Origin of the sequence: Rhizobium sp. YAF28, assembly GCF_052113285.1 — a bacterium.
GTDB lineage: Bacteria > Pseudomonadota > Alphaproteobacteria > Rhizobiales > Rhizobiaceae > Rhizobium.
Genome location: NZ_JBFRCX010000015.1, coordinates 117,453 through 136,468, shown reverse-complemented (window position 1 = coordinate 136,468; position 19,016 = coordinate 117,453). Strand labels below are relative to the sequence as shown.

14 protein-coding genes are annotated in these 19,016 nt (G+C 60.3%); 12 read left to right on the top strand and 2 right to left on the bottom strand.

Annotated features, from left to right (window positions below; genetic code table 11):
• The first annotated feature begins 2 nt into the window (after positions 1–2).
• From AB4Z13_RS28440 to AB4Z13_RS28425, 4 genes are all read left to right on the top strand, one after another.
• Positions 3–2,054, top strand: coding sequence for an alpha-L-fucosidase (locus AB4Z13_RS28440; protein WP_439018125.1), 2,052 nt, complete (start codon positions 3–5; stop codon positions 2,052–2,054).
• 140 nt (positions 2,055–2,194) lie between these two features.
• A complete protein-coding gene (locus AB4Z13_RS28435) occupies positions 2,195–3,229 on the top strand; it encodes a LacI family DNA-binding transcriptional regulator (protein ID WP_113320419.1) in 1,035 nt (344 codons plus the stop codon).
• Positions 3,230–3,266: 37 nt separating this feature from the next.
• Positions 3,267–4,364, top strand: coding sequence for an ABC transporter ATP-binding protein (locus tag AB4Z13_RS28430; RefSeq protein ID WP_439018126.1), 1,098 nt, complete (start codon positions 3,267–3,269; stop codon positions 4,362–4,364).
• A 2-nt stretch (positions 4,365–4,366) separates the two neighbouring features.
• Positions 4,367–6,613, top strand: coding sequence for a glycoside hydrolase family 95 protein (locus AB4Z13_RS28425; protein WP_442207368.1), 2,247 nt, complete (start codon positions 4,367–4,369; stop codon positions 6,611–6,613).
• 182 nt (positions 6,614–6,795) lie between these two features.
• Here the strand turns inward: AB4Z13_RS28425 and AB4Z13_RS28420 are convergent, their stop codons facing one another.
• Complete coding sequence (locus AB4Z13_RS28420; RefSeq protein WP_439018128.1) at positions 6,796–8,409, bottom strand: right-handed parallel beta-helix repeat-containing protein; 1,614 nt, start codon at positions 8,407–8,409, stop codon at positions 6,796–6,798.
• Positions 8,410–8,734: 325 nt separating this feature from the next.
• Between AB4Z13_RS28420 and AB4Z13_RS28415 the strand changes: the two genes are divergently transcribed.
• The 8 genes from AB4Z13_RS28415 to AB4Z13_RS28380 all read left to right on the top strand — a co-directional run bounded on the left by AB4Z13_RS28415 (position 8,735) and on the right by AB4Z13_RS28380 (position 18,124).
• Entirely contained in the window at positions 8,735–9,868 is a 1,134-nt protein-coding gene (locus AB4Z13_RS28415) for a transporter substrate-binding protein (protein WP_113320423.1), read from the top strand.
• Positions 9,865–10,446 carry an ANTAR domain-containing protein gene (locus tag AB4Z13_RS28410; RefSeq protein WP_113320424.1) on the top strand — a complete coding sequence of 194 codons (582 nt, stop codon included), beginning with the start codon at positions 9,865–9,867 and terminating at the stop codon, positions 10,444–10,446. Before AB4Z13_RS28415 ends, AB4Z13_RS28410 begins: the two co-directional genes overlap by 4 nt.
• Positions 10,447–11,295: an ABC transporter permease gene (locus tag AB4Z13_RS28405; protein WP_439018129.1), complete on the top strand. Its 849-nt coding sequence runs from the start codon at positions 10,447–10,449 to the stop codon at positions 11,293–11,295.
• On the top strand, positions 11,295–12,215 hold the full coding sequence (locus tag AB4Z13_RS28400; protein ID WP_439018130.1) for an ABC transporter permease: 921 nt from the start codon (positions 11,295–11,297) through the stop codon (positions 12,213–12,215). The genes AB4Z13_RS28405 and AB4Z13_RS28400 overlap by 1 nt, the downstream gene beginning before the upstream one ends.
• A gap of 25 nt (positions 12,216–12,240) precedes the next feature.
• Entirely contained in the window at positions 12,241–13,860 is a 1,620-nt protein-coding gene (locus tag AB4Z13_RS28395) for an ABC transporter substrate-binding protein (protein ID WP_442207367.1), read from the top strand.
• 65 nt (positions 13,861–13,925) lie between these two features.
• Positions 13,926–14,870 carry an acetamidase/formamidase family protein gene (locus AB4Z13_RS28390; RefSeq protein ID WP_442207366.1) on the top strand — a complete coding sequence of 315 codons (945 nt, stop codon included), beginning with the start codon at positions 13,926–13,928 and terminating at the stop codon, positions 14,868–14,870.
• Positions 14,867–16,543 (top strand): ABC transporter ATP-binding protein, encoded by a 1,677-nt coding sequence (locus AB4Z13_RS28385; protein ID WP_442207365.1) that lies wholly within the window; start codon positions 14,867–14,869, stop codon positions 16,541–16,543. The genes AB4Z13_RS28390 and AB4Z13_RS28385 overlap by 4 nt, the downstream gene beginning before the upstream one ends.
• Before the next feature lie 513 nt (positions 16,544–17,056).
• A complete protein-coding gene (locus AB4Z13_RS28380; RefSeq protein ID WP_439018134.1) occupies positions 17,057–18,124 on the top strand; it encodes a porin in 1,068 nt (355 codons plus the stop codon).
• A gap of 385 nt (positions 18,125–18,509) precedes the next feature.
• Here AB4Z13_RS28380 and AB4Z13_RS28375 read toward each other — a convergent pair whose 3' ends face one another.
• Positions 18,510–18,884: a DoxX family protein gene (locus tag AB4Z13_RS28375; RefSeq protein ID WP_439018135.1), complete on the bottom strand. Its 375-nt coding sequence runs from the start codon at positions 18,882–18,884 to the stop codon at positions 18,510–18,512.
• Positions 18,885–19,016 lie beyond the last annotated feature (132 nt).

Genomic DNA, 19,016 nt, shown 5'->3' with positions numbered 1-19,016 from the left:
CCATGCCCAAAACTACGAACAAGCCGCTGCGCTACCGCCAGATCCATCTCGATTTCCATACGTCGGAACATATTCCCGGCATCGGCGCCGATTTCGATCCGGATGCCTTCGTCTCGACGCTGAAGGCAGCACATGTCGATTCCATCACCATCTTCGCCAAGTGCCATCATGGCTGGTCCTATTACCCTACCAAGGTCGGCAAGCCGCATCCGCAGCTTGCCCGCCCGGATCTGCTCGGCGATATGGTGAAGGCGCTGTCTGCCGCCGATATCGAAAGCCCGATCTATATTTCCGTGCAGTGGGACGAGCTGACGGCGCGCGAACATCCCGAATGGCGGGCCATGAGCGCCTCGAACCGCTATCATCACGACCGGCCGGCAGACCCTTCCGCCGGCAAGCAACTGAGCCCGGCCTGGCACACGCTCTGCCTCAATCATGCGGGCCTGCGGCACTACATCCTCGAACAGGCGCGCGAAGTCGCCCAGAACTATCCGACACAGGGGCTTTTCTTCGATATCATCCTGACACCTGATTGCGTCTGCCCTGATTGTATCGAGCGCATGCAATGCGAGGGCCTTGACCCGGAAGATCCGGCCGACCGCCTGAAGAATGACGAGGCGGTCAACGAGCAGTTCCGTCGCGAGACCAGCGAGGCATTGTTCGCAGAGTTTCCGGGCCTGCGCGTTTTCTACAATTGCGGCCATATCCATAAGCAGGGGCCAGAACGCTTTTCGACCTATTCGCATCTCGAGCTCGAAAGCCTGCCGACTGGTGGCTGGGGCTATGACCACTTCCCGTCGAGCGCACGTTATGCCGCCACACTCGGCATGGACTTTCTCGCCCATACCGGCAAGTTCCACACATCCTGGGGCGAATTTGGCGGCTTCAAACATCCGGACGCACTGGAATATGAATGCGCCCAGATGATCGCGCTCGGCTCCAAATGCCTGGTCGGCGACCAGCTTCATCCGAACGGAGCTATCAACCCCGACACTTATGCGTCGATCGCACCGGCCTATCATCGCGTCGAGAAGCTCGAACCCTTCCTGGAAGGCGCAAAGCAGATCTCCGAGATCGCCATCCTCTCGGCCGAACATATGAACCCCAAGGGGGCACGCAACCATCCAAGCGATGATGGTGCGGCCCAGGTGCTGCAGGAGCTGAAACGCCCCTTCGATGTCCTCGATATATCCGGCCGCTTCGAACAATACCGCCTGCTGATCCTGCCGGACGAGATCCCCGTCGATGCGCCACTCGCCGCACGTCTGAAATCCTATTTGGCCGGCGGTGGCAAAATCATCGCTTCCTGGCATTCGGGGCTCGATGAGAGCGGTAAATTCGCGATCGACTTCGGCATTGAAAGAGGTGTAGCACCCGTCGCTTTCAAGCCGAGCTATGTAAGGGCCGGCAAGGACCTTGACGCCTCCATGCCGGAAACGGCTTTCGTTTTCTACGATGAGGCTGAAACCGTCCGCTCAGCCGGTGCGACTGTCCTGGCAGGTATTTTCCCATCTTACTTCAATCGCTCGTACAAACATTTCTGCTCGCACCAACATGCGCCCGATGACACAAATGCCGAGATGGTCGGCGCTGCCGTGACCGAGCATAAGGGGGCGGCCTATATAGCCTACCCGATCTTCCGGCTCTACCGGGCGATGGGTCAGCCGCTCTACAAATATGTCGTTCGCGGCCTTATCGACCGGCTCGTTCCCAATCCGGCGATGGTCACCGACCTGCCCTCCTCCGGGCGGGCGACTTTGACGCGTCAGATCGAGCACGATCGCCATATCCTGCATCTCCTCTACGGTCCGCCGCAGATCCGCGGCAAGGACGTGCGCGGCGATGACGGCTCGACGCGTGTGATGGAAATGATCGAGGACATTCCGGCGATCGGCCCTGTCAATGCCACAGTGCGTCTGCCGGCAAAACCGAAACGCGTCTTCGATGCGATGACCGGCGAGGATCTCGCGTGGAATGCCGGCGACGACGGCGCCATCAACATCACCGTGCCACGCCTGCACATCCACAGCGCAGTAGTATTCGAAGGCGCCTGATGCAGGTTGAGGTAAGGGAACCGTCGGACTTTGCTCTTGCCGCTCGCAATACTGGTGGGCGGCGGGGCGCTGGGCTATACGACGGAAAGGCGCCTGACCAGGCGCCATTTCCCATGAATGAGTGTAGGAGCCCGCTCGAAATGCGACAGACGGACCAGACGGCTGCAAGGAGGCGCGGAGCCACGATCATCGACGTTGCAAGGGTGGCAAACGTCGCAGTCGGCACCGTGTCCCGCTATCTCAACGGCCAGACGATCCGCCGGTCCAACCGCGAGCAAATCGAGCAGGCGATCCAGGATCTCGGCTATCGGCGCAATGCCGCCGCCGCTTCGATCCGCACCGACCTCACCCATATGATCGGCTTCCTGGTGCCGACATTCGACGAATTCCATGCCCGCATGCTGGAGCATCTCGCCCATTCGGTGCGCCCAACCGGACGCGCACTTCTGACTTATTGCCATGGCGGCGATCCGCGGGTGGTCGCGGAAGCCTTGGATTTCTTCGCCGCGCAGCGTGTCGATGCGCTGGTCATGGACGGCACAGCGGAGGTTTACGACCGTGTCGACGACCTGATCCATCACGATATTCCGATCATCTTCTACAACAACGACGTCCGCGGGCTGGCGGCCGACCGGGTCATGGTGGAGAACCACCGCGCAAGCTATCGCATCGTCAGCCACCTCATCGATCTCGGTCACCGCCGCATCGGCATTTTGACAGGCGATCCACGCAATTCTTCGGGTATCGAGCGGCTGGCGGGCTATGAGCAAGCGCTGCGCGACCGGGGCATCACAATCGATCCGACGCTCGCGGCGCGTGGAAACTGGCGCATGGATGGCGGTTATGAGGCGACCAAGCGATTGATGTCGCTCGAAAATCCGCCGACCGCAATTTTTTCCGCCAACTACGGCATGGCAGTCGGAGGGCTGAGCTGGCTGAAGGAGAACGGCCGCCATGTGCCCGAGGATATTTCGCTCGCCAGCTTCGACGACGTGGCAATCTTCCGGCTCTATGAAGCCGGTATTACGGCCGTCGCCCAACCGGTGGCAAGCATTGCAGAAACCATCACCGACATTCTCGTGGAACGCTTGACAGAACCGTCAGGCGGGGCGACGCGGAGCGTCGTCCTTGAATGCGACATCATCCTGCGAGGCTCGACGCGACGGATCACCTGACGCGCTCTGCCCGCCAAGCGGTTAAAGGGAGGAAGCTTTGGCCAGCGTAGAATTGCACGATATCGACAAATCCTATGGCAGCTTTCAAGCGATAGAGGGCCTCAATCTGAGCGTCGATGATGGTTCATTCACGGTCTTCGTCGGTCCCTCCGGCTGCGGAAAATCGACGCTGCTGCGTATGATCGCCGGCCTTGAGAAGATCACCGCGGGGGACCTCACGATCGACGGGCGGCGCATGAATGAGGCCGATCCGATCGAACGCGGCGTCGCCATGGTCTTCCAGAACTACGCGCTTTATCCGCATATGACGGTGGAGCAGAATATCGGTTTCTCGCTGCGCATGGCCGGCATGGGCAAGGCCGATATCGACAGGAGCGTTGCCGCCGCCGCTGCCACCTTGCAGATCGAGCCGCTGCTCAAGCGCAAACCTGCACAGCTCTCCGGAGGCCAGCGTCAGCGCGTCGCGATCGGCCGGGCGATCGTGCGCAACCCGGCCGTCTTCCTGTTCGACGAGCCCTTGTCGAACCTCGATGCGGAACTCCGCGTCTCCATGCGCGTCGAGATCGCGAAACTGCACCGGCGCATCGGCGCGACGATGATCTATGTCACGCATGACCAGACGGAAGCGATGACACTTGCCGATAAGATTGTCGTCATGCGCGCCGGCAAGATCGAGCAGGCCGGCACGCCGGACACGCTCTACGCCGATCCCGACAATTTCTTCGTCGCTGGCTTCATCGGCTCGCCGCGGATGAATTTCCTCGACGGCAAGCTGGGCGCGGATGGGGTGATCAAGCTCGATTGCGGCACGGTTTTTAGAGCCGGCATCGTCGGCCTGGGCAAGGAAATGCCAGTCAAGGTCGGCATCCGCCCGGAACATTTCACCGGACAGGACGAAGGCGGCGGCGCGATCGACGTCAAGGTCGACGTAGTGGAAAACCTCGGCGGAACCCGCTTCATCTACGGAACTCTCGCTTCGGGCCAATCCGTGATCATTGAGGACCGCTCGGAAAGAACCCTGCGCCCGGGCGAAACGGTCAGCGCCGGCTTTTCTGCGAGAAAGGCGCTGCTCTTCAGCGTTGACGGCCTGCGGATCCGCGACATCAGGCCGGCAAACAGCATCCCGGCAGAATGACGATGGCGGACAACCTTCTCTGGTACGATTCCCCTGCCCGGCTCTGGACGGATGCGCTGCCGCTCGGCAATGGTCGGCTCGGCGCCATGGTCTTCGGCGACCCTGTTTCCGAGAGGCTGCAGATCAACGAGTCCACCTTCTGGGCCGGCGGGCCTTACCGGCCGGTCAATCCCGATGCCTATGGCCACTTGGAGAAAATACGGGAACTGATCTTCGCCGGGCACTATGCGGAAGCCGAAGCAATGGCCGAAGAACATCTGATGGCGCGGCCGATCAAGCAGATGTCCTATCAGCCGATCGGCGATCTCCGTATCGATTTCCTCCATTCGCAAACTGTCGGCAGCTACCGTCGCACGCTCGATCTCGACACGGCGATCGCCACGACCTCCTATGTTGCCGACGGCATCACCTTCTTCCGCGAAGCCTTTGTTTCCGCGGTTGATGGCGTGCTTGTCCTGCGCCTTTCAGCGGATCGGCCCGGAGCCATCAGATGCCGGATATCGCTCGACAGCCCGCAACAGGGGCAACTCGTCGACCAGGACGCTACAGGACTGACTTTCTCGGGCACCGGCAAGGCGGAATGGGGCATTGCCGCCGCCCTTCGCTTTGCCTTCGGCATTCGGGTGATCAATACAGGCGGGAGCCTGAGCTCCTCCAACGGCATCATCTCCGTAGACAATGCCGACGAGCTTGTGATTCTGCTCGATGCCGCCACGAGTTTCCGGCGTTTTGACGACGTCTCCGGCGATCCCGATGGCGCTATCACCGGGCGCCTTTCGAAAGCCGGCGGCCACAGCATCGAGGCCACGCGCCGTGACCATATCACCGAGCATCAAAGGCTGTTCCGCACTTTCGCGATCGATCTCGGCACGACGCAGGCAGCCTCGCAGCCGACCGATCGCCGGATTGCGGGCTTTGCCGGCGGAGAGGATCCCGGGCTTGCGGCACTCTATGTGCAATTCGGCCGCTACCTGATGATCGCCTCGTCCCGCCCGGGCACGCAGCCTGCAAACCTGCAGGGCATCTGGAATGAGGAGGTCGATCCGCCCTGGGGCAGCAAATATACAGTCAACATCAATCTGCAGATGAATTACTGGCTGCCGGCGCCGGCCAATCTGCCCCAATGCATCGAGCCGCTCGTCGAGATGGCGGAGGAACTTGCTGAAGCCGGACGTGAGACGGCACAAGTGCATTATCGCGCCCGCGGCTGGGTCATGCACCACAATACTGATCTCTGGCGCGCGACTGGGCCGATCGACGGAGCCAAATGGGGCCTCTGGCCGACCGGTGGCGCCTGGCTCATGACACAATTGCTTGATCTCAGCGATTACCTCGACGACGCCGATCGTCTACGCAGGCGGCTTTTCCCGGTTGCCAAGGCCGCGGCAGAGTTTGTCTTCGATGTGCTGGTGTCGCTTCCGGGCACAAGCTATCTGGTGACAAACCCCTCGCTTTCACCCGAAAATGTCCACCCGCACGGCGCTTCGATCTGCGCCGGGCCTGCCATGGACAGCCAGATTATCCGGGACTTCCTCAATCTGCTTCGCCCCGTCGCCACGTCGATCGGCGGCGAGGAAGAGTTCGTCTCGGAGATCGATCGCGTCCTGCCGCGCCTTCCGCCCGACAGGATCGGATCAGCGGGCCAGCTCCAGGAATGGCTTGAAGACTGGGACTTGCAAGCGCCGGAAATGCACCACCGGCATGTCTCGCATCTCTATGGCCTCTATCCAAGCTGGCAGATCGACATGGACAACACGCCTGCGCTTGCCGCCGCTGCCCGTCGCTCTCTGGAGATCCGCGGTGACGACGCGACGGGCTGGGGCATCGGCTGGCGCATCAATCTCTGGGCACGGCTTCGTGACGGCGATCATGCGCTCGATGTGGTCAAACTGCTGATCGACCCTGAGCGGACCTATACCAATCTGTTCGACGCCCATCCGCCCTTCCAGATCGACGGTAATTTCGGCGGGGCCGCCGGCATTCTGGAAATGCTGGTGCAGTCTCGCCCAGGCGAAATTCACCTGCTACCAGCCTTGCCCAAAGCGTGGCCGCGCGGCTCATTGCGCGGTTTGCGGGTGCGCGGCGGCATGCTTCTCGACCTCGACTGGGAGAATGGCAGGCCGGTGAAGATTGTGATCTCGGCAGCACGGGATATTCGCACGGCCATCCGCTTTGCGGACGGCAGGTTCAGCGTCGCCATTGCCGCTGGACAAACTTTCATGGCGAGCAAGGACGATCTCTTCGCATAGAGGCCAGGCCTCTATGCGAACTCAGCTTTTAGCGGCCTACATTGCCGATCAGACGATAGCGGCTTGATCGAGTGCAAATTGCCCGCACGATATTCAGCCAGTGCGCGTTGAACTTTTGACGGCCGCAGACTCTTGATCGCAAGCGTTCGTATTGCCGCTGTCCTTGCTCTTCCCCTCCCTTCCTAAGACTGATCTCCCTCAGAATATCGTGCTGGTGTAGGCCATATGACCGCGAATGATGGATCAAAGGCATCGATCCGGCCGGTTTCTTGCCAGGCGCCGACGCAATAGTTGGATGGCGCAAACAGACTGCGCGATTTATCCGGCAACTCGATCGAGAAGGCTACCGCCGGCGGAGTCTTGGTTATCTTCAATCCGGATGGCAGACCGATGGTCTGCTCCTGGAATTGAACGTCCGCATAGCTGGCATTTTTGCCGATATCATAATGCGCCTGCCGCAATCGGTCGGGAAAATCCGGGTGCGAGATCACGTCGCCGTCAAAGACAATGCCAAGAGATCCCCAGGAACGTGTGAAGCAACCCTCCTCAAAGCGGATGAGGTCATCCAGCTCGCTCGAGGGATAGGAATCGAAGCTCCAGCCTGATCCAAAGGGAGAACAAGCCTCCCACTTGAACTTATCAGCATCAGCCGCATAACCAATAAGGTTGTTGCGATGCTCTAGCTTCGCAAATCTCTTCTTCTTGGCAATCGGCGCGCGAAGGAGCCAGGTATTGTTGAAGACGTAATGCGGTCCATCCGCAATATGCGTGTCGGGAAACTTGAAAAGCACGCCCTTGGCATGCTTGTCGTCTTCGGGTCCGGGAATGTGAACGTTCCAGCCAAGATTGCCATAGACATAAAAGTAGCCCGAGCGCTGCATTTCGAAGGAAAACGGCATGTAGCAATCGACGAATTGGTTCCGGCGGATCGTCCAGTTCCACGCGAAATTCTCAGGTTCGACGGCATTATCCTTTATCCGCACGAACCAATTATCTTCGATAAGAACGTTCCGAGCGAAGGCTTCCTTGGTGGACTCCGATGCCTGATTGAAGAAATGGACGCCATTGAATGCGTCTGTGATGACGTTGTCGCGGATGATGACATACCCGGCGATGGTCCAGGCGCGGAAGAAGTCGCCGTCATAGGCACGTGCATCGCCGATGGGGTCAACGGGACCATCCTCGTCGCCCGATCCGTGCACCTGCTTCCAGGGGATATCGCTCCAAAGCCTGCAGTCTCCTAGGGATAAGTCGGCACGAACATAACCATTGTCCCGGATCGACAGGACGTCGTCTTCACCGTGGCTTTTCGTATCCTGCACCCAGCTGCATTTCTCGATGAGCAGATGACGCGTGTAGGGACCGGCCGCACCGATCGCAATGCACCCTCCCCTGAAATCGACGCGGCGTATGAAAATGTGTTGGCAGTTATCGAGGTATATTGCTGTCGGCCAGCAGTTCCTGAAAACCAGTTCGTCGATGATAGCCCATTGGCAATCCCGCAATGTCAAAGCCGCATTGTCGGCCATGAAATAGATGCCGGGAAACGAACCACCTTTCTGGTGAGCGGCGGCCAGTTTGTTCGCAGTTTCCCGATAGGCGTCGAAGTCCATATCAGAGCCTAAGATCGCTCCCGGACCGGTGATGTATATAGGGCAATCCTCGGAGCCTCGTTTACCTATTATCGTTATCGGATCGGGATAACGGCCCTTTTTCAGGTAGAGCTCGCCACCGGGCCCCAGCCGGTTGAGTTTCCTATGAATATCTTCGGCATTGACCTTTATTTGCGCTTTCATTCAATGCCGCCCCAACAAAACACCTCATCGACACTATCGCCGGAGTTGATATTTTTGCCAACACTCCCAAACGGGACCCGGCACGGGGCGAGAGCTTCATCTTCAGGCCTTCGCCTCTGCTGTAATCTTACCGCAACGTCCCGGATTTCGCCTGCCGCGCGCTTGACAAAACCGGACTGCCTGTATTTTATTCAAGCCTGCGGATTAGGCAGAGAGCGCCTCCGCATTCTTACATGACTTCGATAGTCGCTGGGCAGTTTCGCCCCATGATGGCCCCATCGCGGATGGGACGCCCTCATGGGGTTTTTGGTTTTTTGGCTTGCAGATGAATGATGCGTTGAAAATCGGCATTCTTTACTCCACCACCGGCCCTTACGGCTCGATGGGGCGCGACGCGCGCGACGGCGCGGAATTCGCGATTGCCGAATTTGCCGCAGAAAGCGGCCTGCCTGTCGAACCTGTTTTCTTCGACCCGCAGGCCGATCTTGCCGCCTATCTCGAAGGCGCGCGCCATCTGCTGCGCGCCGGCTGCCGCCACATTGTCGGCACCATTACCTCGGCCGCCCGCAAGGAAGTCATCCCGCTCATCGAAAAGCATGACGGGCTTCTCTGGTACATGTGCCCCTACGAGGGTTTCGAGGCGAACGAAAACGTCATCTATGTCGGCGGCTGCCCGAACCAGCATCTGTTGCCGCTCTTCGAACATCTGATTCCGCGCTACGGCAACCGGCCCTATCTCGTCGGCGCCAACTATGTCTGGGGCTGGGAGATGAACCGGCTCGCCCGCGAACTTACCACCAATGCCGGTGGCGAGGTTCTGGGCGAGCGTTACCTGCCGCTCGAGGAAACTGCCGTCGAGCGCATCGTCGCCGATATCGAGCAGCGCCGCCCGAGCTTCATCCTCAACAATCTTATCGGCCCGTCGAGCTACGCCTTCCATGAGGCGATCCGGCGGCTTGCCGATCGCGACGCGGCCTTCCGGCCCGAGAACTGCCCGGTCGTCAGCTGCGACCTGATGGAATGCGAGCTTGACGATATCGCGCCGGGTGCGGCCATCGGCCAGCTCTGCGCAGCCTCCTATTTCGATAGTGTCGCCACCTCCGAAAATGGCGACTTCAAACAGCGGATCCTCGCTCATTACGGCGCGCCGCGCCGCATCTCCAGCGTCTTTGCCAGTGCCTACACGGCCGTGCGTCTTTGCGTTGATGCGATCGTGGCTGCCGACGGCGACGAGCCTTCTGCCGTGCGTCGGGAACTCTACAACAAGAACTGGGCAACACCCTTCGGCATGCTCAGCATCGACAGGGAAACGAACCACGCCGCCCTGCCCTTTCATCTCGGCCGCATTAATCTCCAGAACGGCTTTGATGTGATCGCCTCGCGTCCGCCGCTTGCTGCCGATCCCTATCTGACCGGCCGCAACAAGCCGGCTTCGCCGAAATTGCGGGTTGTATCATGAAGGAAACACCCAATTTCACCGGCTGGCGTGCCGTGGTCCTGCACCGTGAGGACGGCAATACGGAAAGATTGATCCGTCAGCTACGACTTCTCGGCCTTTCGGCAACGCTGCAATGGGCGCCTCTTTCGGCCGCAGGCGTGCCCGACCTCGTCATCGTCGATGCCGACCAGGGCTTTGATGATCTCCTGCCCTGGAGCGGTGCCGCCGCGACATGCCCGGTCGTCGCACTGCTCGGCTCGGAAGCACCGGGCCGTATCGCCTGGGCGCTCGGCCAGGGTGCCGGCGCGATCATCGCCAAGCCGATTGCCGCCTCCGCTGTCTATCCGGCCCTCGTCATGGCCGTCTCCATTCACCAGGAGCGCAAGGGTGCCACCGAGCGGCTGCAATATCTCGAAGAGCGCGTGCGCCTTCGACCGCTCGTCCATGCCGCCGTCGAGAAGCTGATGAAGGCGCATGGTGTCGATGAGGAGCGCGCCTATTCGATCCTGCGCAATTGCGCCATGCGCCGCCGCCTGCCGATGGAACAGATCGCCGCCTTCATTATCGGCGGCATAGAGCCCCTGCCGGAGGCGGGTTGAATGCGTATATTAAAAGCCATTTTGCGGCAGCCGACCGCCCTCTTCGGCCTTATTGTCGTCCTTATTGTCATCGGCCTTGCCGTGGCCGCTCCCTGGATCGCGCCCTTCAATCCTGATGAGCAGATGTTCGACGGATTGTCGCTTGAAGGTGCGCCATTGCCGCCTGGTGGCCCCTACCTGCTCGGCACCGATACGCTCGGTCGCGATCTCTTTTCGCGCATGCTCTTCGGTGCACGCACCTCGCTCGTCATCGGCCTCGTTGCCAACGGCATTGCGGTCGCGATCGGCCTCCTCATCGGTATCCTCGCCGGCTACCTGCGCGGCATCGTCGGCAATATCCTGATGCGCTTCACCGATCTGATGATGGCTTTCCCGGCGCTGCTGCTGGCAATCGTGCTTGCCGCCTTGCTGCGGCCGAGCCTCTGGATCGTCGCCATGGTGATCGCGCTCGTCAACTGGGTGCAGGTCGCCCGCATCGTCTATACGGAGACGCGCGGACTGGTGGAGCGCGACTTCATCATGGCCGAACGCTCGCTCGGTGCCGGCCATATGCGCGTGCTTTTCCTGCATATCCTGCCGCACCTCGTGCCGACGGCGATCGTCTGGGGCACACTTGGTATCGCCACCACCGTTCTGCTGGAAGCGACGCTTTCCTTCCTCGGCATCGGAGTGCAGCCGCCGCAACCCTCCTGGGGCAATATCATTTTCGAAAGCCAGAGTTACTTCCAGGCAGCTCCGTGGCTCGTCTTCTTCCCCGGCGCGATCATCCTGCTGACGGCACTGTCCTTCAATCTCGTCGGGGATGCGCTGCGCGACATTCTTGATCCGACCCAGCGCGGGAGAGGCTGATGGTCTTCCTCATCCTTCGCCGGCTCGTTCAGGCCGCCCTCATTCTTCTCGGCGTTGCCGCCATTACTTTCGTGCTGCTCTATGCGCTGCCGGCCGACCCGGCGCGCATGATCGCCGGACGAAGCGCCACGACGCAGACGGTTGCCAACATCCGTCACGAACTCGGCCTCGACCAGCCGCTGCTCGTTCAGTTCAGCACCTATCTGAGCAACCTCCTGCACGGCAATCTCGGCCGCTCCTATGCGCAGAAGACCGAGGTCTGGACGCTGATCGCCGCCCGCCTGCCGGCGACGCTCGTGCTCATGCTGGCCGGTATTCTGGTGGAAGTTGCTCTCGGCCTGACCCTCGGCACGATCGCCGCCGTGCGCCGTGGCGGTTTCGTCGACCGGCTTGTCATGACGGCTTCCTTCGTCGGGGTTTCGGCGCCGCAATTCGTCGTAGCCCTGCTGCTTCTTTATGTATTTGCCGTAACGCTCGGATGGCTACCCATGAGCGGCTACGGCACCTTCGCCCATGTCGTGCTGCCAGCCTCCACCCTCGGCGTTCTTGGCGCCGGCTGGTATGCACGCATGGTGCGATCCGCGATGATCGACGTCCTCAATCAGGACTATGTGCGCACGGCGCGGGCCAAAGGCCTGTCTTCGCGCCGCATCATCTTCCGCCACGCCCTGCCAAACGCCATCCTGCCGATCATCGCCATGATCGGCATCGATATCGGCCAGTTCATGGGCGGCGTGGTCGTCGTCGAAGCGGTCTATGGCTGGCCGGGCATTGGCCAGCTCGCCTGGCAGGCAATCCAGCAGGTCGACATACCCATCATCATGGGCGTCACGCTGACATCGGCACTTGCCATCGTCATCGGCAACTTGCTCGCCGACCTGGTGGCCCCGCTTATCGATCCACGCATCCGTACACGTTGACAGCAACCAAAGAAGGGGAACCCGAATGTTCAAACGCTGGCTTCGACACACAACCATGGCAACGATGGTGGCGCTCGCCCCCCTCGCCGCCACGGCACAGGAAACACCCAAGCAGGGCGGCGATATCGTCGTCACCTACAAGGACGACATCACCACGCTCGACCCGGCCATCGGTTACGACTGGGTCAACTGGTCGATGATCAAGAGCCTCTATTCGCGCCTGATGGACTATGCGCCGGGCACGCCGAACCCGATCCCGTCGCTCGCCGAAAGCTTCACTGTATCGCCCGATGGCCTGACCTATACGTTCAAGCTGCACAAGGGCGTAAAGTTCTCCAACGGCCGCGAAGTCGTCGCTTCCGACGTGAAATATTCGATCGAGCGCGCCGTCAATCCGAAGACACAGGGTCCGGGTGCCGGGTTCTTCGGCGCCATCCAGGGCTTCGAGGACGAAACCGGCGGCAAGACCGAAACGCTTTCGGGCATCGAGACGCCCGACGACAGCACTGTCATCTTCCACCTGTCCCGCCCGGACGCGACCTTCCTGCACGTACTCGCCATCAACTTCGCTTCGGTCGTGCCGAAGGAAGCCGTCGAAGCCGCAGGCGGCGATTTCGGCAAAAAGCCCGTCGGTTCCGGCACCTTCATCCTGAAGGACTGGACGATCGGCCAGCAGCTCGTTTTCGAGCGCAACAAGGATTATTTCGTCAAGGGCGTACCCTATATCGACAGCTTCAAGGTCGAAGTCGGCCAGGAGCCGCTGGTTGCGCTGCTGCGCCTGCAGAAGGGTGAGGTCGATATCGCCGGCGACGGTATCCCGCCGGCGAAATTCCTCGAAATCAAGAACTCTGCCGATGGCGCAAAGATGATCGTCGACGGCGAACAGCTTCACACCGGCTACATCACGCTGAACACCAAGGTGAAGCCGTTCGACAACGTCAAGGTGCGCCAGGCGATCAACATGGCCGTCAATAAGGACCGCATCGTGCGCATCCTGAACGGTCGCGCAACACCCGCCAACCAGCCGCTCCCGCCGCTGATGCCGGGTTACGACAAGTCCTTCACCGGCTATGCGTATGACGTTGCCAAGGCCAAGGCACTGCTTGCCGAAGCCGGCTTCCCTGAGGGATTCGAAACGGTGCTCTACTCCACCAATACCGATCCGCAGCCGCGCATCGCCCAGGCGATCCAGCAGGATCTCGCAGCTGTTGGCGTCAAAGCTGAGGTTCGTGCTCTCGCACAGGCCAACGTGATCGCGGCGGGCGGCACGGAAGGTGAAGCGCCAATGATCTGGTCGGGCGGCATGGCCTGGATCGCCGACTTCCCGGATCCGTCTAACTTCTATGGTCCGATCCTCGGTTGCGCCGGCGCCGTTCAGGGCGGCTGGAACTGGTCCTGGTATTGCAATGCCGATCTCGACAAACGTGCGGTTGCCGCTGACTCCATGTCCGATCCGGCAAAGTCCGCCGAGCGCACAGCCGCCTGGGGCAAGGTCTTCACCGACATCATGGCCGATGCGCCCTGGGTTCCCGTCATCAACGAGCGCCGCGTCGTTGCCAAGTCGCTGCGCATGGGCGGTGCCGACAATATCTACATCGACCCCACCCGCGTCATCAACTACGACGCGATCTACGTGAAGCAATAAGCCCTAGGAAATAACGCCTTCCCGGTCCGACCGGGAAGGCCTCATAAGATCGAGGGAGACACCTTATGTGCATTGCCTGCACCCACACAATTCACCGCGCCCAGCATAATTTCGGCTGGAACAAGGATTTCGCACCAGCTGTCGTCGCCAAGCCCGGCGAGACCATCCACTTCGAATGCCTGGATTCCTCTGGCGGCCAGGTCGGCAGCGACGCGACGCTCGATACGCTGAACAATCTGGATTTCGGCAAGATCAACCCGGTCTCCGGTCCCATCTACGTGGAGGGCGCCAAGCCCGGCGATGCACTGAAGGTAACGCTGCGCAAGTTCATTCCCTCGGGCACCGGCTGGACGGCGAATATTCCGGGTTTCGGCCTGCTGGCCGACCAGTTCAGGGATCCGGCGCTGCATGTCTGGTCCTATGACGCTAACAGCATGACGCCGGCCCTTTACGGCCCTGGCGGCCGCGTGCCGTTGAAACCCTTTGCCGGCACCATTGGTGTCGCCCCGGCCGAGCCGGGCACGCATTCCGTCGTGCCGCCCCGCCGCGTCGGCGGCAATATGGATATTCGTGACCTGACCGCAGGTGTCACTCTCTATCTGCCGATCGAGGTCGAAGGCGCACTCTTCTCCATCGGCGACACGCATGCGGCGCAAGGCGACGGCGAAGTCTGCGGCACGGCGATCGAAAGCCAGATGAATGTCGAGGCGACGATCGAACTCGTCAAGGATGCGCGCTTGCAGACGCCGCGCTTCACCACCACCGAGCCCGTCACCCGCCACCTCGACGGCGCCGGCTATGAAGTCACGACGGGTATCGGCCCCGACCTGATGACCGGCGCACGCGAAAGCGTCATGCGCATGATCGATCTTCTGACCGCGGAACATGGCATGAGCGCCGTCGACGCCTATCTGCTCTGCTCGGTCTGCGGCGATCTGCGCATCAGCGAAATCGTCGATATGCCGAACTGGGTCGTTTCCTTCTACTTCCCGAGGATCGTATTCGCGTGATTGAAGCCATGCCCGCCGCGCCCATTCTTAGCGTTCGCAATCTTAGTGTCGATGCGCGAACGCCTGACGGACGCAAACCGGTTCTGAAAGATATCAGCTTTGATCTCGCGAGCGGCGAAACGCTTTGCCTGGCCGGGGAATCCGGCTCAGGCAAATCAGTGACGTCGCTGTCAATCATGGGCTTGCTGCCGAAGGCCTCGCTCCAGGTCGCCTCCGGCAGCATCATGCTCGGCGAACGCGATCTGCTGAAACTTTCCGACCGGGCCATGCGAAGCGTGCGCGGCGGCGATATCGCCATGGTCTTCCAGGAACCGATGACCTCGCTCAACCCGGTCATGTCGATCGGCGCACAGCTGACGGAGGCGATCCGCGAGCATCAGGGCAGCGAGAATGCCGAGGCGATCGCGCTGCAGATGCTCGATGCCGTGCAGATCACCGACCCGGCAAAACGTCTGAAGCAATATCCGCACGAGCTCTCCGGCGGCATGCGCCAGCGCGTGATGATCGCCATGGCGCTATCCTGCCGTCCGAAAGTACTGATCGCCGACGAGCCGACCACGGCGCTCGACGTGACGGTGCAGGCGCAGATCCTCAAACTGATGCGCGAACTAAAGTCGGAATTCGGCACATCCATTATTCTTATCACCCATGACATGGGCGTCGTCGCCGAAATGGCGGATCGCGTCATTATCATGCAGAATGGCGGCATCGTCGAAGAAGGTCGGGCAGTCGGCATTTTCCGCGCGCCGCGCCAGACTTATACGCAGCAATTGCTCTCGGCCGTGCCGCGCCTTGGCGCTTTTGCCGGCACCGACGCTCCTCCGCGCATCACATCGCGCAGAGTCGAGACCCTGCATCCCGACCGCACCCCGGTCCTGAATGTACGCGGCCTCAACGTCACCTATGGCGGGGCAGCGAGCTTTCTCTTCAAGGGCAAGGCGCCCGCTGCGGCCGTCAGCGACGTTTCCTTCGATATCCTGCCGGGCGAAACGCTTGGCCTCGTCGGCGAAAGCGGATCGGGAAAATCGACAACCGGCAAGGCGGTGCTCGGCCTTATCCCCTTTACCGGCGATGTGATCATCGATGGCCGTAACATTGCCGGGCTCAGCCATCGCGAGATGCAGCCCATACGCCGCACGGCGCAGATGATCTTCCAGGACCCCTATGCCTCGCTCGACCCGCGCATGGCAGTCGGCTCCGCGATTGCCGAGCCGCTGGTTATCCACGGTATCGCGAACAAGGCCGAGCGGCAGGACAGGGTCGCGGAACTCCTGCGCCGTGTCGGCCTGACGGCGGATGCCGCCACGCGTTATCCGCACGAATTTTCCGGCGGCCAGCGCCAGCGCATCTGCATTGCGCGTGCACTGGCGCTCGAGCCGAAGCTGATCGTTGCCGATGAGAGCGTTGCGGCGCTCGACGTATCCGTGCGCGCCCGCGTGCTCGACCTGATGCTGGAACTGCAGGAAAGCATGGGGCTCTCCTACCTCTTCATCTCGCATGACATGGCGGTTGTCGAACGCATGTCCCATAAGGTCGCCGTCATGCGCAGCGGCAGGATCGTCGAAACAGGCACCCGCCGCCAGATCTTCGAACATCCGGCAGAGGATTACACGAGGGCCCTGATGGCTGCCGTTCCGATCCCCGATCCGGAAGCGCGGCGAGCGCAGGTCTAAGATTTATAGACAGGAAGCAGAAGTGCCTCCTTTGGAGCCGTATACGCTTCCGCGAGGCTTGCTCTCGGCCTCCGCCGAATCATCGCTTAAAATCGACTTTCGGCACGAGCGAATGTCGGTCGCGCCTGCCAACCAAATCCCACTCGCCAGCCAAATTTTCTTTCGGCAGCCCGTCCAGATGGGCAAATACAGGCTCGCGGGTGCTGGATTTTAGATAAATTCAGCGTTCATCGACAACTCCCCGCGCCCCTTTGCGCGTGGCCAATCCGGCTAAGTCGTCCTAATATAGCAATATTTCGCCTTTCTATTTTACCTCTCGTTAATACCCGCGCAAGGACTGTTGTACATCTGTCACACACATCAAGGTTTAGTTAGAATTCTCTACAAAATGAGAGCTTTCATTGTTGAGCCCGCCCCCCTTTCGGTTATTTTAGGTCTTACCGAATTAATCGGGTTTTATCAGAGGGGACGTTCTTTCGTGGAACGCACTCGAACTTAGGAGATTGGCTTTCCATGAACATTCGTATGATGTTGCTTGGTTCTGCAGCTGCCCTCATCGCTGCACCGGCATTCGCAGCAGACGCAATTGTCGCTGCCGAGCCGGAACCGGTTGAATACGTTCGCGTCTGCGACGCCTACGGCACCGGCTACTTCTATATCCCGGGCACGGAAACCTGCCTGAAGATCGAAGGTTACATCCGTTTCCAGGTTAACGTTGGCTCGAACGTCGGCGGTGACAACGACTCTGACTGGGATGCAGTTACCCGTGGTCAGGTTCAGTTCACAGCTAAGAGCGACACCGAATACGGCCCGCTCACCGGCGTGATCGTTCTCCAGGCCAATGCCGACAACGCAACGAACCAGGAAACGATCCTCGACTCCGCTTACCTTGACGTCGCTGGCTTCCGCGCTGGTCTCTTCTACTCCTGGTGGGACGATGGTCTCTCCGGCGAAACCGACGACATCGGTTCTGTCGTAACGCTGCATAACTCGATCCGTTATCAGTACGAAACCGGCACCTTCTACGCTGGTCTCAGCGTCGACGAACTGGAAGACGGCGTCTATCAGGGTGACGTGGATCCGGTCACCGGCCTCCTGGTTCCGAACGATGGCCCGAACAATGTCGGCGTTGCCTTCGGTATCGGCGGCACGGCTGGCGCCTTCAGCTACCAGATCACCGGCGGCTGGGACTTCGACAACGAAGACGGCGCAATCCGCGCTATGGGTACGGCTGAACTCGGCCCGGGCACGCTCGGCCTGGCTGTCGTCTACTCCAGCGGCCCGAACTCCTACTACTCGACGGCTGAATGGGCAGTTGCTGCCGAATACGCCATCAAGGCAACGGACAAGCTGAAGATCACTCCTGGTGTTCAGTACTATGGCAACTACATCGGCGGTGCCAGCGCGTTCGACACCGTTCCGGATGACTTCGACGGTACCGGCGACGCCTGGAAGGTCGGCCTGACGGTTGATTACCAGATCGTCGACAACTTCTACGCCAAGGCTTCCGTCCAGTACCTGGATCCGGAAGATGGCGACGACTTCACGACGGGTTACTTCCGTCTGCAGCGCTCGTTCTAAGCTGAATATTGAAGACCCCGGGATCGCATCTCGGGGTTTTTCATCACAGGCTTCTGGTTTGGTGACCTCCAATTCAGAAGAAAGAGGTCGATCCGGTTCCCTGCCGGATCGACCTCACCCATCGATACAGAAATCCACTCCTGTAGATGGTTCTGGCTCGCCCTCATCCGAGGGCGAGCTTTTTACTTGACGGGACTGGATTGTCCGACGGACGGGGGTCTCTGTCGGCGGCTGAGAGTCTGAAGAACCCAGCCGCCGATTTCCTGCAGGAAAAAAATGCAGCCGGTAAGCGTAACGATTGTCCTGGTCGCAGATCGCGAACGCGCGCCTGTCCTGGACAGGGACGGAGCGATTGTTCAGACTCCGGGACGAGATCGCTACGCGCTTAAACCATGTTCAGCGGTATCAACTGGCGCAGTCTTGGGTCGCGCAGATACAGGCCACTCCAGGCAGCAATCCCCAGAAGCAGGCTGACGATCTGGGGAGGCGTAAAAAACTCGCCCAGGCGGAAGTGTGTGCAGATAGCGCCACCGAGAAAACCGGTTACCAGTATCGCACCAAGGAAGGCTGTTTTCGGAACAGCATAAAGGATCGCGCAGATCGCAATGATAATGCCGAGTGCCGGAGCGAGATTGACTGGGAAACCGGTTGCCTCCATTTCCGCCCTTATGAAATCAGGTGCAAAAAGGTTGGTGGCCGCATCAGCAAGAAGCAGAACAACAACTGTCGCTGACAGAATTCGCCCAATCCAGATCGACATTATTGCTGCCTCTTCAATTGCCGGTCACAACCCGGCTTATGGTGTGGTCTGGATGTTGTCAATTCAGCAGCAACCGCGCAATCGGGGATTTGGTCCTCCGCGTCCGATCACGTCTGCAGTTCCAAACGTTAC